At 73.0% G+C, this 22,457-nt stretch carries 16 protein-coding genes; 4 read left to right on the top strand and 12 right to left on the bottom strand.

Annotated features, from left to right (window positions below; all coding sequences use genetic code 11):
• Positions 1–57 precede the first annotated feature (57 nt).
• The 3 genes from RWE79_RS30185 to RWE79_RS30175 all read left to right on the top strand — a co-directional run bounded on the left by RWE79_RS30185 (position 58) and on the right by RWE79_RS30175 (position 6,352).
• A complete protein-coding gene (locus RWE79_RS30185) occupies positions 58–2,874 on the top strand; it encodes a glycoside hydrolase family 35 protein (protein ID WP_475943233.1) in 2,817 nt (938 codons plus the stop codon).
• 134 nt (positions 2,875–3,008) lie between these two features.
• Positions 3,009–4,229, top strand: a complete 1,221-nt coding sequence (locus RWE79_RS30180; protein WP_475943232.1) for a thiolase family protein — start codon at positions 3,009–3,011, stop codon at positions 4,227–4,229.
• A complete protein-coding gene (locus RWE79_RS30175) occupies positions 4,226–6,352 on the top strand; it encodes a 3-hydroxyacyl-CoA dehydrogenase NAD-binding domain-containing protein (RefSeq protein ID WP_475943231.1) in 2,127 nt (708 codons plus the stop codon). Before RWE79_RS30180 ends, RWE79_RS30175 begins: the two co-directional genes overlap by 4 nt.
• 89 nt (positions 6,353–6,441) lie before the next feature.
• Here the strand turns inward: RWE79_RS30175 and RWE79_RS30170 are convergent, their stop codons facing one another.
• The 7 genes from RWE79_RS30170 to RWE79_RS30140 form a co-directional block, all read right to left on the bottom strand.
• Positions 6,442–7,113, bottom strand: a complete 672-nt coding sequence (locus RWE79_RS30170) for a response regulator (RefSeq protein WP_475943230.1) — start codon at positions 7,111–7,113, stop codon at positions 6,442–6,444.
• Between the two features lie 335 nt (positions 7,114–7,448).
• Positions 7,449–9,737: a nitrate- and nitrite sensing domain-containing protein gene (locus tag RWE79_RS30165; RefSeq protein ID WP_475943229.1), complete on the bottom strand. Its 2,289-nt coding sequence runs from the start codon at positions 9,735–9,737 to the stop codon at positions 7,449–7,451.
• The gene (locus RWE79_RS30160; protein WP_475943228.1) at positions 9,734–10,384 is read right to left on the bottom strand and encodes a type 2 periplasmic-binding domain-containing protein; all 651 of its coding nucleotides are present in this window, start codon (positions 10,382–10,384) and stop codon (positions 9,734–9,736) included. Before RWE79_RS30160 ends, RWE79_RS30165 begins: the two co-directional genes overlap by 4 nt.
• Entirely contained in the window at positions 10,369–11,121 is a 753-nt protein-coding gene (locus RWE79_RS30155) for an ABC transporter substrate-binding protein (protein WP_475943227.1), read from the bottom strand. Before RWE79_RS30155 ends, RWE79_RS30160 begins: the two co-directional genes overlap by 16 nt.
• A 110-nt stretch (positions 11,122–11,231) precedes the next feature.
• The gene (locus RWE79_RS30150; protein ID WP_475943226.1) at positions 11,232–12,248 is read right to left on the bottom strand and encodes an SPFH domain-containing protein; all 1,017 of its coding nucleotides are present in this window, start codon (positions 12,246–12,248) and stop codon (positions 11,232–11,234) included.
• Positions 12,245–13,459 (bottom strand): peptidoglycan-binding protein, encoded by a 1,215-nt coding sequence (locus tag RWE79_RS30145; RefSeq protein ID WP_475943225.1) that lies wholly within the window; start codon positions 13,457–13,459, stop codon positions 12,245–12,247. Before RWE79_RS30145 ends, RWE79_RS30150 begins: the two co-directional genes overlap by 4 nt.
• Positions 13,460–13,625: 166 nt before the next feature.
• The gene (locus RWE79_RS30140) at positions 13,626–14,390 is read right to left on the bottom strand and encodes a DsbA family protein (protein ID WP_475943224.1); all 765 of its coding nucleotides are present in this window, start codon (positions 14,388–14,390) and stop codon (positions 13,626–13,628) included.
• A gap of 86 nt (positions 14,391–14,476) precedes the next feature.
• On the opposite strand from RWE79_RS30140, the gene RWE79_RS30135 reads away from it, so the two are divergent.
• Positions 14,477–14,908 (top strand): NTP pyrophosphohydrolase, encoded by a 432-nt coding sequence (locus RWE79_RS30135; protein WP_475943223.1) that lies wholly within the window; start codon positions 14,477–14,479, stop codon positions 14,906–14,908.
• 26 nt (positions 14,909–14,934) lie between these two features.
• On the opposite strand, the gene RWE79_RS30130 is transcribed toward RWE79_RS30135, so the two are convergent.
• The 5 genes from RWE79_RS30130 to RWE79_RS30110 all read right to left on the bottom strand — a co-directional run bounded on the left by RWE79_RS30130 (position 14,935) and on the right by RWE79_RS30110 (position 22,449).
• Positions 14,935–16,515, bottom strand: a complete 1,581-nt coding sequence (locus RWE79_RS30130; RefSeq protein WP_475943222.1) for an ArnT family glycosyltransferase — start codon at positions 16,513–16,515, stop codon at positions 14,935–14,937.
• Between the two features lie 15 nt (positions 16,516–16,530).
• Positions 16,531–17,982, bottom strand: a complete 1,452-nt coding sequence (locus RWE79_RS30125; RefSeq protein WP_475946191.1) for an amino acid permease — start codon at positions 17,980–17,982, stop codon at positions 16,531–16,533.
• A 240-nt stretch (positions 17,983–18,222) separates the two neighbouring features.
• Positions 18,223–20,205, bottom strand: a complete 1,983-nt coding sequence (gene dxs, locus RWE79_RS30120; protein WP_475943221.1) for a 1-deoxy-D-xylulose-5-phosphate synthase — start codon at positions 20,203–20,205, stop codon at positions 18,223–18,225.
• A 136-nt stretch (positions 20,206–20,341) separates the two neighbouring features.
• Positions 20,342–21,661 carry a sugar ABC transporter permease gene (locus RWE79_RS30115; protein ID WP_475943220.1) on the bottom strand — a complete coding sequence of 440 codons (1,320 nt, stop codon included), beginning with the start codon at positions 21,659–21,661 and terminating at the stop codon, positions 20,342–20,344.
• Positions 21,658–22,449, bottom strand: a complete 792-nt coding sequence (locus RWE79_RS30110) for an ATP-binding cassette domain-containing protein (RefSeq protein WP_475943219.1) — start codon at positions 22,447–22,449, stop codon at positions 21,658–21,660. Before RWE79_RS30110 ends, RWE79_RS30115 begins: the two co-directional genes overlap by 4 nt.
• Positions 22,450–22,457: the final 8 nt, after the last annotated feature.

Genomic DNA, 22,457 nt, shown 5'->3' with positions numbered 1-22,457 from the left:
GACAAAAGACCCATGCCTACGCTCACCGGGCATTCCCGGTGAGAGGGGCAGGCGGTCATGGCCATGCGACGACGGGTTCCCGGAACGGCGGCCGCGGCCCTGCTGGCGGCGGTGTCCCTGACTGCGGTGTCCCTGGCTGCGGTGTCGTCGGCGGCCGGGCCCGGCCCGGAGGCGAAGGCCGCTGCCGCGCACTCGATCGCTTACGACGACCACTCGTACATCATCGACGGCAGGCGGCTCTACCTCTGGTCCGGTGAGTTCTCGTACTGGCGGCTGCCGAGCCCGGCGGCCTGGCGGGACGTGCTGGAGAAGATGAAGGCGGGCGGCTTCAACGCCACCTCGGTCTACTTCGACTGGGGCTTCCACTCCCCCGCGCCGGGCGTCCACGACTTCACCGGGATCCGGGACGTCGACCGGCTGCTGGACATCGCGGCGGAGGTGGGGATCTATGTGATCGCCCGCCCCGGCCCGTACATCAACGCCGAGAGCGACGGCGGCGGCTTCCCCGGCTGGCTGAGCACCCAGAAGGGCAGGGCCCGCAGCACCGCGCCGGACTACCTGGCGGCGGCCGACGCGTGGCTCTCGCGGATCGACGCGGTGATCGCGCGGCACCAGCTGACGGACGGCGGCGGCACGGTCATCGCCTACCAGGTGGAGAACGAGCTCTACACCGACACACCCGACGGCCACGCCTACATCCGGCACCTGGTGGCGAAGGCGAAGGCCGACGGGATCGATGTGCCCCTGGTCGGCAACCACAAGGGGATCTTCGCCCGCGAGCTCGACATCGACGGATACGACCGCTATCCGCAGGAGTTCGACTGCTCGCACCCGGACGTGTGGAGCCCGCTGCCCGACATGGCGTTCTCGCACAACCCGGGCGAGCCGCTGTTCCTGCCGGAGTTCCAGGGCGGCGCGTTCGACCCGTGGGGCGGGCCGGGCTACGACCGGTGCCGGCGGCTGACGGACGGGGACTTCGAGAAGGCGGCGTACGAGAACAACATCGCCTCGGGCGCCACCATGCAGAACTTCTACATGGCCTACGGGGGCACCTCGTGGGGCTATCTCGCCACCCCCGGCTCGGTCTACAGCTCCTACGACTACGGGGCACCGATCAGCGAGGACCGGCAGCTCACCGACAAGTACCTGGTCGACAAGCGGCTCGGCTACCTGGTGCGGGCGGTGGCGCCGCTGACCGCGACGGAACCGGCGGGCGAGCGCACCACCGGCCCGCTGCTGGAGCGCTCCCGGCGCGATCCGCGCACCGGGACGGTGTTCACGGTCGTCCGGCACCGCGACATCAACGACAGGTCGGCCGACAGCGCCCGGATCACCCTGGGCGGCCACCGCGACGTGCCGGTGACCCTCGCGGGCCGCGACTCCCGGCTGCTGGTCGCCGACTACACCATGGACCACCAGCGGCTGGAGTACTCGACCTCGGAGATCATGACGCACGGCGTCCTCGGAGACAGCGGCGACAGCGGCGACAGCGCCGGCAGCGCCGGCAGCGGCCGTCGGCGGCACACGGACACCACGGACGTCGCCCTGCTGTACGGCCGCCCGGGACAGGCCGGACGGACGGTGCTGCACTACGCGGCCCGGCCTGAGGTCACCGTGCTGGCGGGCGACGTACGGCAGCGCTGGGACGACGGGAACCTGCGGCTCGACTACACCCACCGGGGGCTCGCCCGGGTCCGGGTCGAGCCGCCCGGCGGCACCCCGCTGCTGCTCCTGCTCGCCGACGACGCCACCGCGGACACCTTCTGGCGGCAGGACACCGCTCGTGGCCCGGTGCTGGTGCGCGGGCCCGAGCTGGTGCGTACGGCCGCCTACGACGGCGACACGCTGCGGCTGACCGGCGACACGGACCGTACGACGCGGATCGAGGTCCTCGACGGCGGCCGGGCGTCCTCGGTGACCTGGAACGGCCGGCCGGTCACCGGCGGGTGGCTGCCGGGGCCGGCCCCGGTGACCCTGCCGCCGCTCACCGGCTGGCGGTTCAGCCGCGAGGCGCCCGAGGCCCGACCCTCGTTCGACGACTCGGGCTGGCGCACCGCCGCCGGGTCCGCGCTGCCCGCCGACCGCAACGGCTACCACGCGGGCTCGGTCTGGTACCGGGGGCACTTCAGCGGCGCCGCCACCGGCGTCCGGCTGGCCGCCCGCACCGGCCGGGCGGGCGAGTGGCTGGTCTGGCTCAACGGCCGCTTCCTGGGCGGCACCCGGGACGCGTCCCGGACGTTCCGTTTCCCGGCGGGAGCCGTCCGGCGCGGGGGCGCCGGCGGCAACGTCAACGTGTTGTCGGTCCTGACCGTCAACATGGGCCACGAGCAGGACTTCCGGGCGGACGACAGCCACAAGACGCCGCGCGGCCTCACCTCGGCGGCCCTGCGGGGGCCGGGCGGCGCCCTGAGCTGGCGTGTCCGGGGCGGCCTGCCCGACCCCGTGCGCGGTCCGCTCAACTCGGGTGGCCTGTACGGCGAGCGGCACGGCTTCCACCTCCCCGGGTACGACGCCTCCGACTGGGCCCCGGTCACCCTGCCGCACCCCGACCGCACCCCCGGCGTCTCCTGGTACCGCGCCCCGGTGCGCCTGGCCCTCCCGGCCGGCCAGGACGTGCCGCTGAGCCTGGTGGTCTCCCGCGAACGCTCCCGCCACTACCGGGCGCTGCTGTACGTCAACGGCTGGATGGTGGGCATTTACGTCAGCGACCTCGGCCCCCAGCAGTCCTTCCCGGTGCCCCCGGGGCTCTGGCGGGCCAGGGGTGACAACACGGTCGCCGTCGCCGTCGTCAACCCGGACGCCCGCACCGGCGGCCCGGGACGCATCACGCTGCGCGCGACCGGCAACCACACGGTGCCTCCCGGTTGGGGGTAGGCACCGATACGGTGTGACGCCCCACACCCGCACCGGACTGGGCACACTCGTTACCCACGAGTAGCATGGATCCGGCGACGCCGCCCAGACCGGCAGGCGCGCCGTAGTGCCGCCGCATATGGAGGAGAGCCAACGTGCCTCGTACCGCTAGGGATGTCGTCTTCGTCGACGGCGTCCGCACCCCGTTCGGCAAGGCGGGCCCGAAGGGCATCTACCACGAGACCCGCGCCGACGATCTGGTCATCAAGGCCATCCGGGAGCTGCTGCGGCGCAACCCGGAGCTGCCGGCCGACCGGATCGACGAGGTGGCGATCGCGGCCACCACGCAGATCGGTGACCAGGGCCTGACGCTGGGCCGTACCGCCGGCATCCTGGCCGGGCTGCCGGTCACCGTGCCGGGCTACTCCATCGACCGGATGTGCGCCGGCGCCATGACCGCCGTGACGACGACGGCCGGCGGTATCGCGCTGGGCGCCTACGACGTGGTCGTGGCCGGCGGCGTGGAGCACATGGGCCGTCACCCGATGGGCGAGGGCGTGGACCCCAACCCGCGCTTCGTGTCGGAGAAGCTGGTCGACGAGTCCGCCCTGTTCATGGGGATGACCGCGGAGAACCTGCACGACCGCTTCCCGGAGATCACCAAGCAGCGCGCCGACGAGTACGCGGTCCGCAGCCAGGAGAAGGCCGCCAAGGCCTACGCCAACGGCCGGATCCAGCCGGACCTGGTGCCGGTCTCGGTGCGGCGCACCGACCCCGCCGCCGGCGAGACCGGCTGGGGCCTGGCGACGGCCGACGAGCCGATGCGTCCGGGCACCACGCTGGAGAGCCTGGCGGGCCTGAAGACCCCGTTCCGCCCGCACGGCCGGGTGACCGCGGGCAACGCGGCCGGTCTCAACGACGGTGCCACCGCCTCCCTGCTGGCCGCCGAGGACGTGGCCCGTGAGCTGGGCCTGCCGGTCAAGATGCGCCTGGTGTCGTACGCCTTCGTCGGCGTCGAGCCCGAGGTGATGGGCATCGGCCCGGTCCCGGCGACCGAGAAGGCGCTGGCCAAGGCCGGTCTGACGATCGGTGACATCGGCCTGTTCGAGCTCAACGAGGCGTTCGCCGTCCAGGTGCTCGCCTTCCTCGACCACTACGGCATCGCCGACGACGACGAGCGCGTCAACCAGTACGGCGGCGCCATCGCGTTCGGCCACCCGCTCGCCTCGTCCGGCGTCCGGCTGATGACCCAGCTGGCCCGTCAGTTCGAGGAGCAGCCGCACGTCCGCTACGGCCTGACCAGCATGTGCGTCGGCTTCGGCATGGGCGGAACGGTCATCTGGGAGAACCCGCACTTCGACGGAGGCAGCAAGTGACTTCGACCGCCGAGCTTCTCAAGGGAGCGGCCGAGCTGTTCCCCGACGAGGTCGTGACGCAGGCGCACGTACGCCACATCGACCTCCCCGGTGCCGGGCGCTTCGCGCTCATCACGCTGGACAACGGCCTGGACCACACCAAGCCGACGACCTTCGGCCCGCAGTCGCTGGCCAACCTGGACACGGCGATCGACCAGGTCGAGGCGGAGGCCGCCGAGGGCACCATCACCGGCGTCGGCATCACCGGCAAGCCGTTCATCTTCGCGGTCGGCGCCGACCTCAAGGGCGTCGAGCTGCTGAAGAGGCACGAGGACGCCCTCGCCATCGGCAGGGGCGGCCACGAGGTCTTCAAGCGCCTCGGCGGCCTCGCGGTCCCGACCTTCGCGTACTACAACGGCGCGGCCATGGGCGGCGGCGTCGAGGTCGGCCTGCACTGCGCCTACCGCACGGTGTCCTCGGCGATCCCGGCCTTCTCCCTGCCCGAGGTCTTCCTCGGCCTGGTCCCCGGCTGGGGCGGCTGCGCACTGCTGCCGAACCTGATCGGCGCCGACCGCGCCGTCTCGGTGATCATCGAGAACTCGCTCAACCAGAACCGCCAGCTCAAGGGCGGCCAGGTCTACGAACTCGGCATCGCCGACGCGCTCTTCGAGGGCGCGGACTTCCTGGAGCAGTCCCTGCTGTGGACCGCGGCCGTCCTCAAGGGCGAGATCCAGATCGTACGTCCCGAGATCGACCGCGGTGAGGCCTGGGACCAGGCCGTGGCGCGCGGGCGCTCGGTCGCCGACTCCAAGGTGCACGGGGCGGCCCCGGCCGCGTACCGGGCGCTGGAGATCATCGAGGCCGCCAAGAACGGTGACCTGCAGGCCGGTTACGACGCCGAGGACAAGGCGCTGGCCGACCTGATCATGGGCGGCGAGCTGCGCAGCGGCATCTACGCCTTCAACCTGGTCCAGAAGCGCGGCAAGCGCCCGGCCGGGGCCCCGGACAAGTCGCTGGCCCGCCCGGTCGGCAAGGTGGGCGTCGTCGGCGCCGGTCTGATGGCCTCGCAGCTGGCGCTGCTGTTCGCGCGCCGCCTCGAAGTGCCGGTGGTGCTCACCGACATCGACCAGGAGCGCGTCGACAAGGGCGTGGGCTATGTCCACGGCGAGATCGACAAGCTGCTGCTCAAGGGCCGCGTCAACGCCGACAAGGCGAACCGCCTCAAGGCCCTGGTGTCCGGCTCGCTCGACAAGGCCGCGGCCTTCGGTGACGCGGACTTCGTCATCGAGGCGGTCTTCGAGGAGATCGGCGTCAAGCAGCAGGTGTTCGCCGAGGTCGAGGCGGTCGTCTCGCCGACCACGATCCTGGCGACCAACACCTCGTCGCTGTCGGTCTCGGAGATGGCCTCGAAGCTGGAGCACCCGGAGCGGGTCGTCGGCTTCCACTTCTTCAACCCGGTCGCGGTCCTGCCGCTGCTGGAGATCGTCCGCGGCGAGCGGACCGACGACGCGTCGCTGGCCACCGCCTTCGGTGTGGCCAAGAAGCTGAAGAAGACCGCGGTGCTGGTGAAGGACGCCCCGGCGTTCGTCGTCAACCGCATCCTGACCCGCTTCATGGGCGAGATCCAGAACGTCATCGACGAGGGCACCCCGGTCGACATCGCCGAGAAGGCCGTCGAGCCGCTCGGCCTGCCGATGTCGCCGCTGGTGCTGCTGGAGCTGGTCGGCCCGGCGATCGGCCTGCACGTCTCGGAGACCCTCAACCGGGCCTTCCCGGAGCGCTTCACGGTCTCGAAGAACCTGGCCGCCGTCGTCGAGGCCGGCAAGCGGGGCTTCTACCTCTACGACTCCGGCAAGCCGGAGCTGGACCCGGAGGTCGCGGCGCTGCTGGTGCAGGGCGACAGCGTGCTGTCCGAGGAGCAGGTGCGCGCCCGCGTCCTGGACGCGGTGGCGCAGGAGATCGGCCTGATGCTCCAGGAGGGCGTGGTCGCCGAGGCCCAGGACATCGACCTGTGCCTGATCACCGGTGCCGGCTGGCCCTTCCACCTGGGCGGCATCACCCCGTACCTGGACCGTGAGGGCGTCTCCCAGCGGGTCAACGGCAAGCCGTTCCTGGCCCCGGGCCTGGCGAGCGTCCCCGCGTAGTCATCGCGGTTCACCGCTGTACGCAGTCGCCGGCCGCACCGCCCGTGAGGGTGGGTGCGGCCGGCGGCTGCGTCCGCGGCTCGTAGCGCTCAGCGGGACTCCAGGAACGTCACGACCGCCAGCACCCGGCGGTGGTCGTCCTCGTCCTCGCGCAGCCGCAGTTTGCCCATGATGCTGCGTACATGCTTCTCGACGGTGCCCTCGGTGACCCACAGACGGCGCCCTATCCCGGCGTTGGAGCGGCCCTCCGCCATCAGCGCCAGCACCTCGCGCTCCCGGGCGGACAGCACCGCCAGCGGGTCGCCCCGGCGGTGGGCGGTGACCAACTCGCCCACCAGGGTGGGGTCGACGACCGAGCCGCCCCGCAGGATGCGGTCCAGGCTCTCGATGAACTCCGCGACATCGGTCACCCGGCTCTTGAGCAGATAGCCGATCCGGCTGCCGCCGGCCAGGAGTTCCAGGGCGTCCTCGACCTCCACGTAGGCCGACAGTACGAGGATGCCCAGGGCCGGGTAGCGGTCACGGATCGTGCGGGCCGCGTCGAGCCCCTCGCCGGTGTGGGTGGGCGGCATCCGGATGTCCACGATGACCAGATCGGGCTGTTGCTCGCGGACCAGCGCGAGCAGCCGTTCGCCGTCGCCGGCCTGCCCCGCCACGTCGAAGCCTGCGCGCCGGCACAGGCTCGCTATGCCCTCGCGGAGCAGGATGTCGTCGTCGGCCAGAACGACCCGCCCCCGGCCGGCCTGCTGCTTCTCGTTCATTTCGGGTCAGCATACTGACCGCCGGACCTGGCGTCTTCCGGCTGGCAGGAAGCGGAATCGGCGGCTGGCGGGGACGACAACCAGGCGGCGCGCAAGCATTCTGGTCCCGGTTCACACCACAGGGCGACCGCGCGACGGTCCGGCCCACCCTGATCGGACGCTCGACGCCACCCCGTCGCCGTCCGGCCCGACCGCCCGGGGCGGCCCCACCTGACGGAATCCGAGCTCCCCCCTCGGAGACCGGGAGGGCTGCCCGGGCGGTCAGCCGTCTCCGGCGGCCGGGAGGGCGTCGGGGAAGGCGGCGGGGAAGGCGGCGGGGAAGGCGGCGGGGAGGGTCACCGGGTGGCGGCCGGCAGGGTGACCGCCAAGGTGGTGCCGCCGCCCGCCGGGCTGTCGATCCGGATGGTCCCGCCCAGCGCCTCGACCCGGTCGGTGAGGCCGATCAGCCCGGAGCCCCGGCCGGGTTCCGCGCCGCCCACCCCGTCGTCGTGGACGACCAGCCGGAGCTCCGCCCCACCGGTCTCCAGCCGGATCCGGACCAGGCCGGCCCGCGCGTGCTTGGCCGCGTTGGTCAGCGCCTCGGAGACCACGTAGTACGCGGCCACCTCGACACCGTCCGGCAGCCGTACCGCCGACGGGCCCTGCTCGAACTCGACCGGCACCGCGGAACGCCGGGCCAGGGTGCGCAGGGCGGGGCCCAGGCCGCCCCGGGACAGGATTCCGGGGTGGATGCCCCGGGAGATCTCCAGGAGGTCCTCCAGGGCGCCCGACAGGCCCTTGGCGGTGTGCGCGAGCTGCGCCCGCAGTTCCAACTGATTGTCCGTCACCATGCCTCGCGCGGTGTCCAGTTCGAGTCCGAGGCAGACCAGCCGCTGCTGCACCCCGTCGTGCAGGTCGCGTTCGATGCGCCGCCGGGCCTCGTCGGCGGCGGCCACCACCCGGGCCCGGGAGCGGGCGAGTTCGCGTTCGGTGCGGCGACGGGCGGTGACGTCGCGGGCGGCGCTGTAGATGAGGCCCTCGTCCAGGACCGGGCGGGCGCTCCACTCCAGCCGGCAGACGGTGCCGTCCCGGCGCAGGCAGCGGTTCTCGAAGCGGACGATCTCCTCGCCCCCGGCGAGCCGGACCAGCGCCTCGGTGGTGCGCTCCAGGTCGTCGGGGTGGACGAAGTCGGTGTACGGCCTGGCCAGCAGCTCCTGGCAGCTGTAGCCCAGGGTGCGTTCGAACGCGGGGTTGACGCGGGTGAAGCAGCCGTCGAGCCCGCTGATGGAGAGCAGGTCGCGGGAGAGGTTGAAGATGTCCTCCAGTCCGCGTTCGGCCCGGCGGCGCTGCCCGTGCAGTCCGGCGAAGGCCGCCATGGTGCCGTTCATGCCCTCCAGCAGCTGGGCCCAGCTGCCCTCGAAGGCGGCGACGTCCGCGCGGTGGCCGAGCCGGCTGCCGGTGATCGCGGTGTTCATGTCCCGGATCTCGCCGGCCAGCCGTCCCGCGGTGACCCTCAGCTCGCGGAAGGCCTCGGCGACATCGCCTATCTCGTCGTGCCCGGTGTACCGCACCTCGGCGGTGAGGTCGCCGCCGGAGAGCGTACGGGCGCTGCGGGAGACCTCGGCCAGCGGCCGGCTGATGGACCGGGCCAGGGCCACCGCGCTGCCGATCACCACGACCAGGACCGCCGCGGACAGCCCGAGATCACGTCCGCGCCGGGCCCGGTTGGCGGCCAGGTCCCGGCCCGCGGCGGCCTCCAGCTGCGCGGCGGCCCGGCGTTCCAGACCGCGCAGCCCGTCGACGCGGTCCCCGGACATGTCGAGCCACCGGGTCGGCGTCGTACGCCCGGCGGCCCGTTCCGGATCGGCGGCGAGGTCGTCGCGGAGCCCGCTCACCTGCCGGCCCGCCGGCCGGTGGAGCACGACCTCCAGTTCGGCACCCAGCGGCTGGGCCGCGTTCTGCTTGAAGGCGGCCAGCTCGGCGGCCTCCAGGTTCTCCCACGGACTGGCGGTGGCCGGCCGCCGGCCCGCGGGCGCCGCGAACACCACGGCCAGGTCGGCCCGTTCGTGCTCGGCGGCCTCGATCGCCGCCAGGATCGCCAGATAGGCGTCGGCGGCCCGGCCCGCGGCCTCGGCCGGGCGGCCCGAGTCGAGCCGGCCCACGGTCGCCAGGAGGTCGCCGATCAGCGAGCTGTACTGGTCGGTGATCTGCCGCGTGGTCAGCGACCCCGCCGAGACCTGCACCCGCAGCGCCCACAACCCGGTGCGGGCGGTGGCCAGATCCCCCCGTACGTCCTGGCCGGTCCCGGTGCCCGCGGCGGCGCTGCGCCCGGCGCGTTCCATCGCCCGGTCGGTGGCGGCGCGTTCGGCGTTCATGCCGCGCCGCCGGTCGGCGCCGGGCCGTAGCCGCAGCAGCACGGTGGCGGTGCGTTCACCCGCCAGCGCGTCGGCGAGCCCGGCCGTGGCGAAGGACACCCGGCTCGCGGTGCGGAAGTCCCGCAGGCTGTCGGCGGTCCTGAGCTGGTCGAGGAAGGACAGCACGGTGAACAGCAGCAGTCCGCCCAGCGGCAGCATGACCAGCAGCAGCAGTTTCCTGCCGACCCTCAGCCGGGATATGAGCGGGGGCCTGCCCGCGCCGGCCGTCATGGCGCGGCCGCGGGCGTGGCCGTGCCGGTGGGCGGGGCCGTCGGACAGTACTGGTGGCCGGCCAGGTCCTCGACGACACCGCGTCGCACCGCCGCGTCCGGCGTGGGCCTGACCGGCCGGCCGTCCAGCACGGTCCGGGCGAAGGCGACGGAGAACGCCCCACTGATCGCGGGGCAGGCCGGGGTCTGCGGGCGGGGCCGGGCGGCGCCGCCCTCCAGCTGCTGGATGAAGAGGTGTTCCGGTCCCCCGGGGGCGTAGCGCGGGGAGAGGGCGACAGCGCTCCTGGTCGCCGGGACGGCGCCGTCGGCCCGGGTCGTCAGGTCGCTCCGGGAGGGCCGCGGCAGAAAGGCCAGGAAGCGCCAGGCGGCGTCGCCGTCGGTGGCGTCGAAGGTGACGACGCCCCACTGCCAGGAGCCCGTGCCGGTCGCGGTGCCCGGGCCGAAGTCGGGGAGCGGCACGATGGTGATGTCACCGGGGAAGGCCTTGTCGCAGGCGTCGTAGAGCCAGTGCCCGGCACGGGTGACGGGGCTGTGGCCGGCGGTGAAGGCCCCGGTGTCCCTGGGCGGGGCGACCAGGGACGCCCCGACCCGGTTCTGCGTCGTGGTCAGGGCCTCGACGGCGGCCCGGCCGTTCATGATCCCGTCCACGGTGCGGTAGTCGTCGCGGTCGATGAGGTCGCCGCCGGCCGACCGGACGGCGGGGCGAATCCGTAGGTGTTCCACTCCGCCGCGGCCGGGGAGTTCCGCAGACGCAGATCGAGGGGGCGCCGGTAGCCGGCCGAGCGGAGCCGGCCGAGGATGCCGGTGAACCCCTCGGCGGTCCAGGTGTCGCCGGGGCCGGTGGGGACACGGGCGCCGATCTTGCGCGGCGCGGAGCGGCGTACGTACAGGCCCGGGCCGGAGTCACAGGTGCCGACGCCGAAGAGGCGCCAGGCATAGGTGCCGTGCTCGCGGATGCTGTCGAGCAGATCGGCCCTGACGGCGGCCGGCACGCACGAGCCGAGCGGCTTGAGCCTGCCGGACCAGGCGTGGTTGTAGAGGTCCGGGCCGTCGAGGTCCAGGACGTCGGGCAGGTTGCCGGTGGCGGCCGCCGACCGGACCTGCCCGGCGTACTCCCCCTCGGGGAGCGGGATCAGCCTGACCCGGACGTCGCGCTGGGAGGCGTTGAAGGCCCCGACCTGCTTGCTGAGGGTGTCGCGTTCGGCGCCGGACTCGTGGAACCAGGCGGTGATGGTGGTCGGTCCGGGGATCCGGCCGTCGCATGTGGTGTCCCCGCAGGCGGCGCGGTCGGCGTCGGCCGGGCTCCCGCCGTCACCCGCACAGGCACCGAGGGCCAGGACCGCGCAGAGCGCGACGGCCACGAGCCTGTACTTGCGCGACCGCATGGAGCACCTCCGCCTTGTCCCGCCGCAGGGCGGACGCAGCGGTGCGGGCGGGGCCACATCCTACCGGTTTCCGCCGGAATGGCCCGCGCCCGCACGATACTGATGATCCGTCAGCCGACTCCGGGGCGTCGGGGCGGCTCGGCGAGCGGGCCACGGGAAGTGTAGAAGGCCACGGTCAAGTCCTTGACCAGCGCCTTCCGTTCGTAGTCGTCGAGCTGGACCAGACCCCGGTCGGTGAGGCCGCGGACGGTCTCGGTGACGGCCGCCAGGACGTCGTCGAGGACCGCCCGGCGGTGCCTGGCGTCCAGCGCGGCCAGCTGGGAACGGTGCATGGCGGCGGCGACCGCCGGTGCGTAACCCAGCCGGACCGGGCGGACCGCGAAGACCTCGACCCCGACCGGACGCATCTCGGCGGCCAGCAGCGCCGTCAGCTCGTCACCGAGGCGTTCGGCGTTCCGCAGCGTGGGGCCGGGGCCCCGGAAGTCGTCGGCGGGCAGCCGGCAGAGCGTACGGGCCACGGCCGCCTCGACCTGCCCGCGCAGATACCGCACCGGGTCGGCGACGGCGAAGGAGGCCCTGGCGGTGTCCCGGACCCGCCAGACCAGCAGCACGGTGGCGTGCAGCGGGGCGCCGGAGGCGTCGGTGCACTCGATCGGGCTGCTGCGCCAGTGCCGCAGGCTCACATCCATCCGGCGCCGGGCCAGCAGCGGGCTGATCCAGAGCAGGCCGGTGCGGCGGACGGTGCCCCGGTAGGCGCCGTGCCGGGTCAGCACCCACACCGAGCCGGGGCGGCCGCGGGCCAGCCCGCCGGCGGCGAAGGCGGCCAGGGCGGCCAGCAGCGCCACCGCGCCCCACACCCCGGCGCCGCCGGCCGCGGCGTGGCCCGGCGCGGCGTGGCCCGGCGGCGCCGGCAGCACGGCATGACCGGCCAGCCGGACCGGGAGGGCGGCTGCGCGCCACAGCAGCCGGCCGGCAACCCCGGCGGCGGCCACGATGGCCAGGACGGCCGTCCAGCCCGGCATCGACCGGCCGGGGTGTTCGGCCGGATCGGCGGTGGAGACGCCGGGGGCACCGGGTGCGCCGGGTGCACTCTGGGCGCCGAGGGCCACGGCCGCGTGGGTGGTCACGAGAAGACTCGCCTCCAGGTCTCGGGTCCGGGGTGGCCGTCCGCCTCGTCGCCGGACCAGCCCTGGGCGCGCTGGAACGCCTCGACGGCCCGCCGGTCGGCCTCGTCCCAGAGGTGGCCGGGGCCCGAGCCGTCGTACCGCCCGCCGAAGCCCCTGACCGCCAACCGCCGCCGCAGACGGGCGATGTCGTCGCCGGTCCGGCCCGGCCGGAAGGCGGCGGCCCCCGGGTAGGCCGGGGCCCGGGCGGTGTCGAGCACCGCCGACGCAGAAGCAGACGCGGGCACGGGCACGGGCTCCGCGATGTCGGTGCCCTGCCCGCGTACGAGATAACGCCAGGTGGCCGGTCCCGGGATGCCGTCGGCGTCCGCGCCCGACCAGCCCTGCGCCTTCTGGAAGGCGGCGATGGCCCGCCGGTCCGCGTCCGACCAGCGCGGCCCCGGGCCCTGCCGGTAGTACGGTCTCCCGCCACGCGCGGCCAGCATCCGGCCGAGGCGGGTGACGTACGCGTTGCGGGAGCCCGCGCCGAAGGAGTCGGCGCCGGGGTAGTCGTCGTCCGTGGCCGGCGGCCGGAGATAGCGGTAGCGGTACGGGACGTAGTCCGCGGAGTGCGACCAGTAGGCGAAGGGCGTGGTCATGATCCGCGCGTGCGGTCTGGCCTGTTCGTAGGCGATGTACTCCTCGTGCTCGGCGTCCGCCCAGCCCCCGAAGAGGGTGACGTGCGAACCCTCCTGCGGATCCTCGGGGTTCTGGAAGAGCAGGATGTCGCCCGGCATCAGCTCCTCCGGGCTGATCCGCTCCGCGTAGTCCGTCAGGCTCCCCGTCCAGGCGCTGTCGCCCAGACCCCAGGCCATCGACACGAACCCCGAGCAGTCCTGGCGGTATCCGTCCCGCCAGTAGGTGTCCATGCTGTACGGAACCGCCGCGTCGACCCAGATCCGCGCCCGGTCCAGGATCTGACCTCGCGTCAGACGCAGGGAGGTGGCAGCGGGCACGGCGGCGGGCCGCACCGGGGTGACGGCCTCGGCCTGCGCCGGAGCCACCAGCGCGGCCGCCGCGACCACCGCCGCCCGCACGGCGAGCGGCGCCGGCCGGCCACCGCGAGCCGGCCGGACCGCCGAGGCGGCGAGCCGCCGACGGGCACAGCCCTCGCAGTCACAGCCGGGCGGCGGCTCGACCTCGTCGAACACCGGCGCTGACACATAAGACGTCATAGCCCTTCAATACCCGATTTCTCCGCAAAGTTGACGGAGCGAGGGATTCTTCGGGTAAAGGGATGCGCCGCACGAGGCATACGATATACGGCATATGATGTGCGATATGCCGTATATGACGCACCATATACGACGTGCCGTATACGACACGCCGGATGACGCGCCGTCACTGCGTGTCGGTCGCCGCCTCCGTGCCGGTCCCGGCCTGCGCGTCGGTCTCCGCCGCGGCCACCGCCTGCTTGACCAGTGTGCGCAGCTTCGCCGGGGTCGGGTCGGTCGCCGTCGCGCCGTTGACCTGGAGCACCGGGGCCCTGGTGAACCCGGCGGCCGCGAACGCCTTCTGCGACGCCCGCACCCAGCCGTCGTGGTCCCCGCCCTGCACGCACGGGACGAACTTCGCCTCGTCGATCTTCCCGGCCTTCCGCGCCAGGTCCTTCAGCAGCTTCTCGCCGGCCAGCGCGTCGTCCGACACGTCCGCCGGCTGCGCCGCCCACACCTGGTCCACGTACTCCGAGAACCGGCCCTGGTCCTGCGCGCAGGCCGCCGCGTTCGCCGCCGCGAGGGCGCCCCGGCCGCCGGCGGCGGTGTCCGACGCCGTCACCAGGTGGTATTCGATCTGAACCTGACCGGTCGCCAGCAGCTTGGTGAACTCCGCGTCGTAGTGCTGCGCGAAGGCCCTGGACTCCGGGCTGCGCAGATCCTCGTACACCGCCAGGGTCACCGGGACCGTCGGCTTCACCGGCAGGCCCAGCTCACCGGTCCCCACCGCGCCCGTCGGGACCTTCACCTCGGTCTCCTTGGTGCCGCGTACATGGGCCCCGATCACGGCCGACCCACCGAACACCACCACGAGAGCCACGACCGTTCCCGCATAGGGGCGCCACCGGCTCCCTCGCCGCTTGGGCGCCTTCGGCGCGTCGGACTTCGTCATGGGCCGTCACCTCGATCAAGACCGTGCGTCTGTACGGCGCCTTTGTACCATCGCGACGGCACGCCGGCCGTGGCAGGGTGGCGTCCGTGGACACGCACCCCCTGATCCCCCTGGCACCGCCCCTGATCGTCGTGGACGCCGCCAACACCGTCGGCAGCGTGCCGGACGGCTGGTGGCGTGACCGGCGCGGGGCGACCGAGCGGTTGCGGGACGCGCTGGTGCCGCTCGCCGGGCGCGGGCTGGACGCGGGGCCGGGGGTGCCGGACTGGGCGACCCGGCCGCCGCTCGACGTCGTGCTGGTGGTGGAGGGGGCCGCCCGCGGTGTCGGCTCCGTGCCCGGGGTCGGGGTGCGGGCCGCTCCGGGCAGCGGCGACGATCTGATCACCGAGCTCGCGGCCTCGGCCGGCGACCGGCGCTGCCTGGTGATCACGGCCGACCGCGAACTGCGGGCCCGGGTCGGCGCGCACGGAGCGCTGTGCGCGGGACCCCGTGCGGTCCGGCCCCCGGCCGGGGCCTGACCCGGACGGGCGGCGGACACAGGCGCTCAGGCCCCGACGCGGGCGTAGAGCACGGCGCCGTCGACCGTGGCGACCGCGCGGTAGTGGCGGGCCAGCAGGTCACGGAGGGCGGGGACGCGGTCGGGGCCGTAGGGGGCGCCCCGGGAGTCGTCGACGATGAGGTCGGCGGGGCGGCGGGCGAGGTCGCGGCGGAAGGAACGCCAGGCTCCGGGGACGGCGTAGTCCTGGCCGACCCGGGCGGCGCCGTGGCCGCCGCTGAAGTTGGTGAGGAACCCGGCGGTGAGGAAGCGGGTGGCGGGGGTGCGGCGGGCGAGCCAGTAGTGCTCGGGGTGCATGCCCCAGACCAGGAGGGTGTCGTCGGCCGTGGTGTGGGCGCGTACGGCGGCGGCCAGCGCGCGGGCGTGGTCGAGTTCGGTGCTGGGCACGGTGAAGCCCCAGGCCAGGAAGGCGCCGGCGGCGACCGCCGTCCAGGCCGTGGCGGCCCTGCGCAGCCGCGGGAGGCGGCGCAGGGCGGCGACCCCCAGCAGGACCAGCGGGGGCATGAGCTGGAGGTAGTAGTGGCCGTAGAACTGGAAACCGGTGACGACGGCGACGGCGGACGCGCCCAGCCAGACCCACAGTTCCGTCCCGGCGAACCGGCGGCGCCGGAGCGTCAGCCAGGCGGCCGGCAGCACCAGCCCCGCGCCGGCGGCCGCCAGGATGCCCGCGTTGCCGAGGCCGCGCCCCAGCACGGTGAGCCAGGCGCCCTGGGCCGACAGGTAGGTTCCCGAACCGGTCACCGTCCAGAACACGAACCGGTGCGCGCCGACCGACAGGGCCACCGCGGCGACCGGCAGCAGCACCCCCGCCGCCAGCCGAAGCCAGGCCCCCGCGCCGTTGGCGCCGTCCGGGACCGCCACCACGGCCCGCGGCGGCGCGGCCCGGACGGCGACCGTGCCGGGTGCTCCCCGGGAGCCGGCCGCTCCCCGGGTGTCGGGCAGGGGTGCCCGGGGCCGGACGAGCACCGCGCTGACGGCCTCCCGGTCGCGCCAGGCCCGCCACAGCATCCAGGCCACCGGCAGCAGCACGGCGGCCCCGGTCTGTTTGGTGAGCGCGGCCCCGGCCACCGCGAGCCCGGCCCGGCCCCACTGTGAGCGGTCCGCATACCACACGGCGGCCACGGTCCACGGCAGGGTGAAGACCTCGAAGTTGGCGGCCTGGGCGTCCTCCGGGGCGAGTCCGACGCTGAGCAGCAGATAGCCCAGGCCGGCGGCGGCACCCCAGGCGTCGCCCCAGCGGCGGCGGGCGAGGGAGGCGAGCAGTGCGGCGGTGACGACGTGTGCCAGGACCGCCGCGACCCGCAGGGGCCACAGCGAGCCGTCGCCGAAGAGCGCGAACGCGCCCTCGTACAGCCAGGGCAGCAGCGGCGGTTTGCGGTCGACGACGCTGCCGTACAGCGAGCCGCCGGCGGCCAGCATGCGGGCCTGGGTGGCCAGGAAGCCCTCGTCCGGGTTCCATACCGGCCGTACGAAGGAGGGCAGGTGGACCACGGCGGCGCACAGCACGAGCGCCGGCCCGAGCCTCAGCCAGAACGCCCGGGACGCGGGGATCGGCAGGCGGCTCGGCACGCGCCTCAACCTACCTCAGGCCCGGTGGGTGCCCGCCTTCCGCATCCGGCTGTGCCGGTGGCCGTACGCGAAGTAGACGACGAAGCCCAGCACCATCCACACCGCGAACCGCAGCCAGGTCTGGGCGGGCAGATTGAGCATCAGCCACAGGGTCGCCAGCACCGACAGCGCGGGCACCCACGGCACGAGGGGGGTGCGGAAGGACCGTGGCAGGTCGGGGCGGCTGCGCCGCAGCAGGACGACGCCGATGGCGACGACCACGAAGGCGAAGAGTGTCCCGATGTTCACCAGTTCGGCCAGTTCGGAGATGCTGGTGAAGCCCGCGACCACCGCGACGAGGCCGCCGAGCAGCATCGTCGAGCGGTAGGGGGTGCGGAAGTGCGGGTGTACCCGGGAGAAGAAGCGGGGCAGCAGCCCGTCGCGGCTCATGGCGAAGAACACCCGGGACTGGCCGAGCAGCAGGATCATACAGACGGAGGTGAGGCCGATGGCCGCGCCGAAGCTGATCAGGCCCGCCCAGAAGGGGTGTCCGGTGTCCTTGAAGGCGTCGGCGAGCGGGGCGTCCACGGACAGCCGGCTGTACTTCTCCATGCCGGTGACGACCACGGACACCGCCACGTACAGCACCGTGCAGATGACGAGTGAGCCGAGGATGCCGCGGGGGACGTCCCGCTGGGGGTTGCGGGTCTCCTCGGCGGCGGTCGCGACGATGTCGAATCCGATGAACGCGAAGAAGACCACGGCCGCCGCCGTGAAGATGCCCATCACGCCGAAGTTGCTGGGCGTGTAGCCGAACATCAGCTCGATCAGTGGCGCCTTCAGGGTCGCGTTGGCGCCCGTGGACTCCACGGCGGGCGGGACGAAGGGCGAGTAGTTGGACGAGGTGATGAAGAAACTGCCCACGACGATGACGATGAGCACCACCGCGACCTTGATGGCGACGACCACCGCGGTGACCCGGGCCGACAGCTTGGCCCCGGCGACCAGGATCCCGGTCAGCAGCAGGACCAGCAGGAAGGCCAGCAGGTCGAAGTGGGTCCCGGTGTCGTTGCTGCCGGCCAGCGAGACCGGCAGATGCCAGCCGGCGTTGTCCATCAGGGACCGGATGTAGCCGGACCAGCCGACCGACACCACCGCGCAGCCGAGGGCGAGTTCGAGGATCAGGTCCCAGCCGATGATCCAGGCGGGCAGTTCGCCCAGGGTCGCGAAGGAGAAGGTGTACGCCGATCCGGCCACCGGCACGGTGGAGGCGAACTCCGCGTAGCACAGCGCGGCGAGCCCGCACACGATGCCGGAGACCACGAAGGCCAGGGCGGTGGCCGGTCCGGCGTTGTTCCTGGCCACCTGCCCGGTGAGGACGAAGATGCCGGTGCCGATGATGACGCCGACGCCGAAGACCGTCAGATCGAGCGCGGACAGGGACTTCCTGAGCGCGTGCTCGGGCTCCTCGGTGTCCGCGATGGACATCTCGACCGACTTGGTCCTGAAGAAACTGTTCCTGCCGGCCACCGGTGCACCTCCGCAGTTCGCCCCCGCATCTCAGCACCCGACGGGGCGGGTGCCCGGACACGGCGCGCCCACACGTGCGTAAGGGCCGGGCGGATCACCTTGACGGGTGATCGGCCCGGCCCTTCGCGGCGCGTCACGGCGGTGCGTCGTCACGGCGGTGCGTCACGGCGGTGCGTCACCGCGGCTGCGTGCCGGGGGTCACTCCCCGGCGATCCGGGCCGGCTGGTCCGCCTCGTCGCCGTAGCGGTTGTCGAGCTTGGACACCAAGCCGGTCACCTGGCGGGCGATGTCCGGGGCGGTGAGCCCGATCTCGGCCATGACCTCCTTGCGGGAGGCGTGGTCCAGGAACCGCTGGGGGATGCCGAAGTCGCGCAGCGGGATGTCGACGCCCGCGTCGCGCAGGGCCTGCGAGATCGCGGAGCCGACGCCGCCGACGCGGCCGTTGTCCTCGACGGTGACGACGACCCGGTGGCGGGCGGCCAGGCCCGGCAGCGCCTCGTCGACCGGCTTGACCCAGCGCGGGTCGACCACGGTGGTGGTGATGCCCTGGGCGTCGAGCAGCGTGGCGATCTCCAGGCACATCGGGGCCAGGGCGCCGACCGAGACGAGCAGGACGTCGGGTTTGCCCTCCGCGCCCTCCGCGCCCTCCGCGCCCTCCGCGCCGTCCACGCCGTCCACACCCTCCGCCGTGCCCGGCTCGCGCAGTACGTCCATGCCGCCGACCGTGCCGACGGCCTTGACGGCCGGACCGACCGCGCCCTTGGAGTACCGGACGACGGTGGGGGCGTCGTCGACCTGGACGGCCTCGCGCAGCTGGGCCCTGACCTGGTCGGCGTCGCGCGGGGCGGCGATGCGCAGGCCGGGGACGACCTGGAGGATCGACAGGTCCCACATGCCGTTGTGCGAGGCGCCGTCGGTGCCGGTGACGCCGGCCCGGTCCAGGACGAAGGTAACTCCGCACTTGTGCAGGGCGACATCCATCAGCACCTGGTCGAAGGCGCGGTTGAGGAACGTCGCGTACACCGCCACGACCGGGTGCAGTCCGCCGGTGGCCAGACCGGCCGCCGAGACCGCCGCGTGCTGCTCGGCGATGCCCACGTCGTAGACCCGGTCGGGGAACGCCCCGGCGAACTTCTCCAGGCCGACCGGCTGCAGCATCGCCGCGGTGATGGCCACGATGTCCTTGCGCTCCCGGCCGAGTCTGACCATCTCCTCGCCGAAGACCGAGGTCCAGTCGGCGCCGCCGGCCGAGACGGGCAGGCCGGTGTCGGGGTGGATCGGGCCGATGCCGTGGAAGCGGTCGGCCTCGTCCTGCTCGGCCGGGCTGTAGCCGCGGCCCTTCTCGGTCAGGACGTGCACTATCACCGGGCCGCCGAAGCGCTTGGCCCGCTGGAGGGCGGACTCCAGGGCCTCGATGTCGTGGCCGTCGATGGGGCCGACGTACTTCAGGCCGAGGTCCTCGAACATGCCCTGCGGGGCGATGAAGTCCTTCAGGCCCTTCTTGGCGCCGTGCAGCGTTTCGTACAGCGGCTTGCCGATGAGCGGGGTGCGCTCCAGCAGGTCCTTGGTGCGGGAGAGGAACTGCTCGTAGCCGTCGGTGGTGCGCAGCGTCGCCAGGTGGTCGGCGAGGCCGCCGATGGTGGGGGCGTAGGAGCGCTCGTTGTCGTTGACGACGATGACCAGCGGCCGGTCCCTGGCGGCGGCGATGTTGTTCAGCGCCTCCCAGGCCATGCCGCCGGTCAGCGCCCCGTCGCCGGTGACGGCCACGACGTGGTCGCGGCGGCCCAGCAGTTGGTTGGCCTTGGCCAGGCCGTCGGCCCAGCCGAGCACGGTGGAGGCGTGGCTGTTCTCGATGACGTCGTGCTCGGACTCGGCGCGGGAGGGGTAGCCGGACAGCCCGCCCTTGCTCTTGAGGCGGCTGAAGTCCTGGCGGCCGGTGAGCAGTTTGTGCACATAGGACTGGTGGCCGGTGTCGAAGAGCACCTTGTCCCGGGGCGAGTCGAAGACCCGGTGCATGGCGAGGGTCAGCTCGACCACACCGAGGTTGGGCCCCAGGTGTCCGCCGGTCTTGGAGACCTCGTCGACGAGGAAGGTACGGATCTCCTCCGCCAGCTCCACCAGCTGCTCGTGGCTCAGCCGGTCGAGGTCGCGCGGTCCCTTGATACGGGTCAGCAGCGCCACCCGTGCCTCCTTGTTGCTGTCGCTTGCGGTCCGTCGAGTCTATGTGTTCGCGTTTCCGGCCCCGCACACACCTGTGCCCGGTGCTGGGAACGATCTTCCCTGCACCGGGCACGGGTAAGCCACCGGGGCCGGAGCACTACGCCCGGCCGGCAGCCTTCTGGCTCTTGCGCGACACCGAGTCGATGACCACGGCGCCGAGCAGCACCGCGCCGGTGATCATGTACTGGATGGAGGTGTTCATGTTGAGCAGGTCCAGACCGGTCTGGATGGACTGGATGACCAGCATGCCCAGCAGGGCGGACCAGACACTGCCCCGGCCGCCGAAGAGGCTGGTGCCACCGATGACTGCGGCCGCGATGGCCAGCATCAGGGTGTTGCCGCCACCGGCGTTGAGGGTGGCGCTCTGGGTCTGGCCGGCGAAGAACATACCGCCGACCGCGGCGAAACCGCCGGAGATGGCGAACACGGTGATCCGGACCATCGGCACGTTGATACCGGCCCGGCGGGCGGCCTCGATGCCGCCGCCGACCGCGAAGACCTTCCGGCCGTACGTGGTGCGCCGCAGTACGAAGTCGACGATCACCAGCGCCGCGAGGAAGATCACCAGGGCGTTGGACACACCGGAGGCCTGGTTGAGCACGTACGCGGAGACGAACGCCGCGACGGCCAGCGCGCCGACCCGCAGCGCGATCTCGCTGGTGGGCCGGAAGGGCACCCCGGCCTCGCGGCGCCGGCGCTGGTCGATGAGCGAACCCGCGAGCATGGACACGACACCGAGTCCGGCCAGCACGTAGGCGCCGATGACCGCCTGGTCCATGAAGAAGGAGCTCTGGCCGAGCAGGTGCACCGGGCCGTTGTCCGGGACGTTGATGGTGCCGCTCGCGCCGAGCAGCCACAGCATCAGGCCGTTCCAGCCGAGGAAGCCGGCCAGGGTCACGACGAAGGCCGGTACGCCGATCCTGGCGAAGAACCAGCCGTGCAGCGCGCCGATGAGGGCGCCGGTCACGACGGTCAGCAGCAGGGCCACCCAGGGGTTCACCCCGTGGTCGACCACGAAGACGGCGAAGAGCGTGGAGGCCAGTCCGCTGACCGAGCCGACCGACAGGTCGATCTCCCCGAGCAGCAGCACGAACACCAGGCCGATGGCGAGCATGCCGGTGGCCGACAGGAAGTAGCTGATGTTGGACAGGTTCGCGGCGCTGAGGAACCGGTCGTTCTGGAGCTGGAAGATCGTCCAGATGACGATCAGGCCGACGAAGACCGGCAGCGAGCCCAGCTCGCCGCCCTTCACCTTGCGCTTGAACTCGGTGAGGTACCCCTTGAGGCCCTCCTCGCGGACCAGCAGCCGCGGGTCGACGACGGACACGGGCGCGCCCGTGGGATCGTCGGCCGGGGCCACGGTCGGCTGGCTCTCCAGCCCCGGGTCCGGCTTCACGGTCTTGGACGTGTCGCTCACTTTGCCGCCTCCGTGCTGCGACGCCCCGCACGACGGGTCACGGCGTTGTCCGTGGCACCGGTGATCGCGGCGATGATCTCTTCGTGGCTGGTGTCCTTCACCGGGAAGGAGCCGTTGTTCTTGCCCAGGCGCAGGACGGCGACGGTGTCGGCCACCGCCTTGACGTCGGCCATGTTGTGGCTGATGAGGATGACGCCGAGGTCACGCTCGCGCAGCCGCTCGACCAGGTCGAGGACCTGCGCGGTCTGCTCGACGCCGAGGGCGGCGGTGGGCTCGTCGAGGATGACGACCTTGGGGTCACCGATCAGCGCGCGGGCGATGGCGACGACCTGGCGCTGGCCACCGGAGAGGCTGGCGATCGGGATACGTACGCTCGGGATGCGGATGGAGAGCGTGCTGAGCAGCTCGCGGGAGTTCTTCTCCATCGTGACCTCGTCGATGACGCCGCGGTGCAGCAGCTCACGTCCGAGGTAGAGGTTGCCGACCACATCGAGGTTGTCGCACAGGGCGAGGTCCTGGTACACGGTCGCGACGCCGAGGCCCTGGGCGTCGTGGGGCCTGTTGATGCTGACCGGGTTGCCCTCCCATTCGATGACGCCCTCATCGATGGGGTGGACTCCGGCGATCGTCTTGACCAGAGTGGACTTTCCTGCGCCGTTGTCGCCGACCAGGGCGACTACTTCTCCGGCGTGGACCTCCAGTTCGACATCGGTGAGGGCCTGCACCGCACCGAATCGCTTGGAGACCCCGCGCAACGCCAGCACGGGCGTAGCGGACACGTGAACCATCTCCTTCG

It is taken from the genome of Streptomyces sp. RLA131, from assembly GCF_056270125.1.
This window is presented reverse-complemented; position numbering and strand designations above follow the sequence as displayed.

Coding starts and splice junctions, on each gene's coding strand:
- RWE79_RS30145 (WP_475943225.1), bottom strand. CDS start 13,459: ATGACGTCTTATGTGTCAGCGCCGGTGTTCGACGAGGTCGAGCCGCCG.
- RWE79_RS30155 (WP_475943227.1), bottom strand. CDS start 11,121: ATGCGGTCGCGCAAGTACAGGCTCGTGGCCGTCGCGCTCTGCGCGGTC.
- RWE79_RS30165 (WP_475943229.1), bottom strand. CDS start 9,737: ATGACGGCCGGCGCGGGCAGGCCCCCGCTCATATCCCGGCTGAGGGTC.
- RWE79_RS30140 (WP_475943224.1), bottom strand. CDS start 14,390: ATGACGAAGTCCGACGCGCCGAAGGCGCCCAAGCGGCGAGGGAGCCGG.
- RWE79_RS30125 (WP_475946191.1), bottom strand. CDS start 17,982: ATGTCCATCGCGGACACCGAGGAGCCCGAGCACGCGCTCAGGAAGTCC.
- RWE79_RS30170 (WP_475943230.1), bottom strand. CDS start 7,113: ATGAACGAGAAGCAGCAGGCCGGCCGGGGGCGGGTCGTTCTGGCCGAC.
- RWE79_RS30185 (WP_475943233.1), top strand. CDS start 58: ATGGCCATGCGACGACGGGTTCCCGGAACGGCGGCCGCGGCCCTGCTG.
- RWE79_RS30110 (WP_475943219.1), bottom strand. CDS start 22,449: ATGGTTCACGTGTCCGCTACGCCCGTGCTGGCGTTGCGCGGGGTCTCC.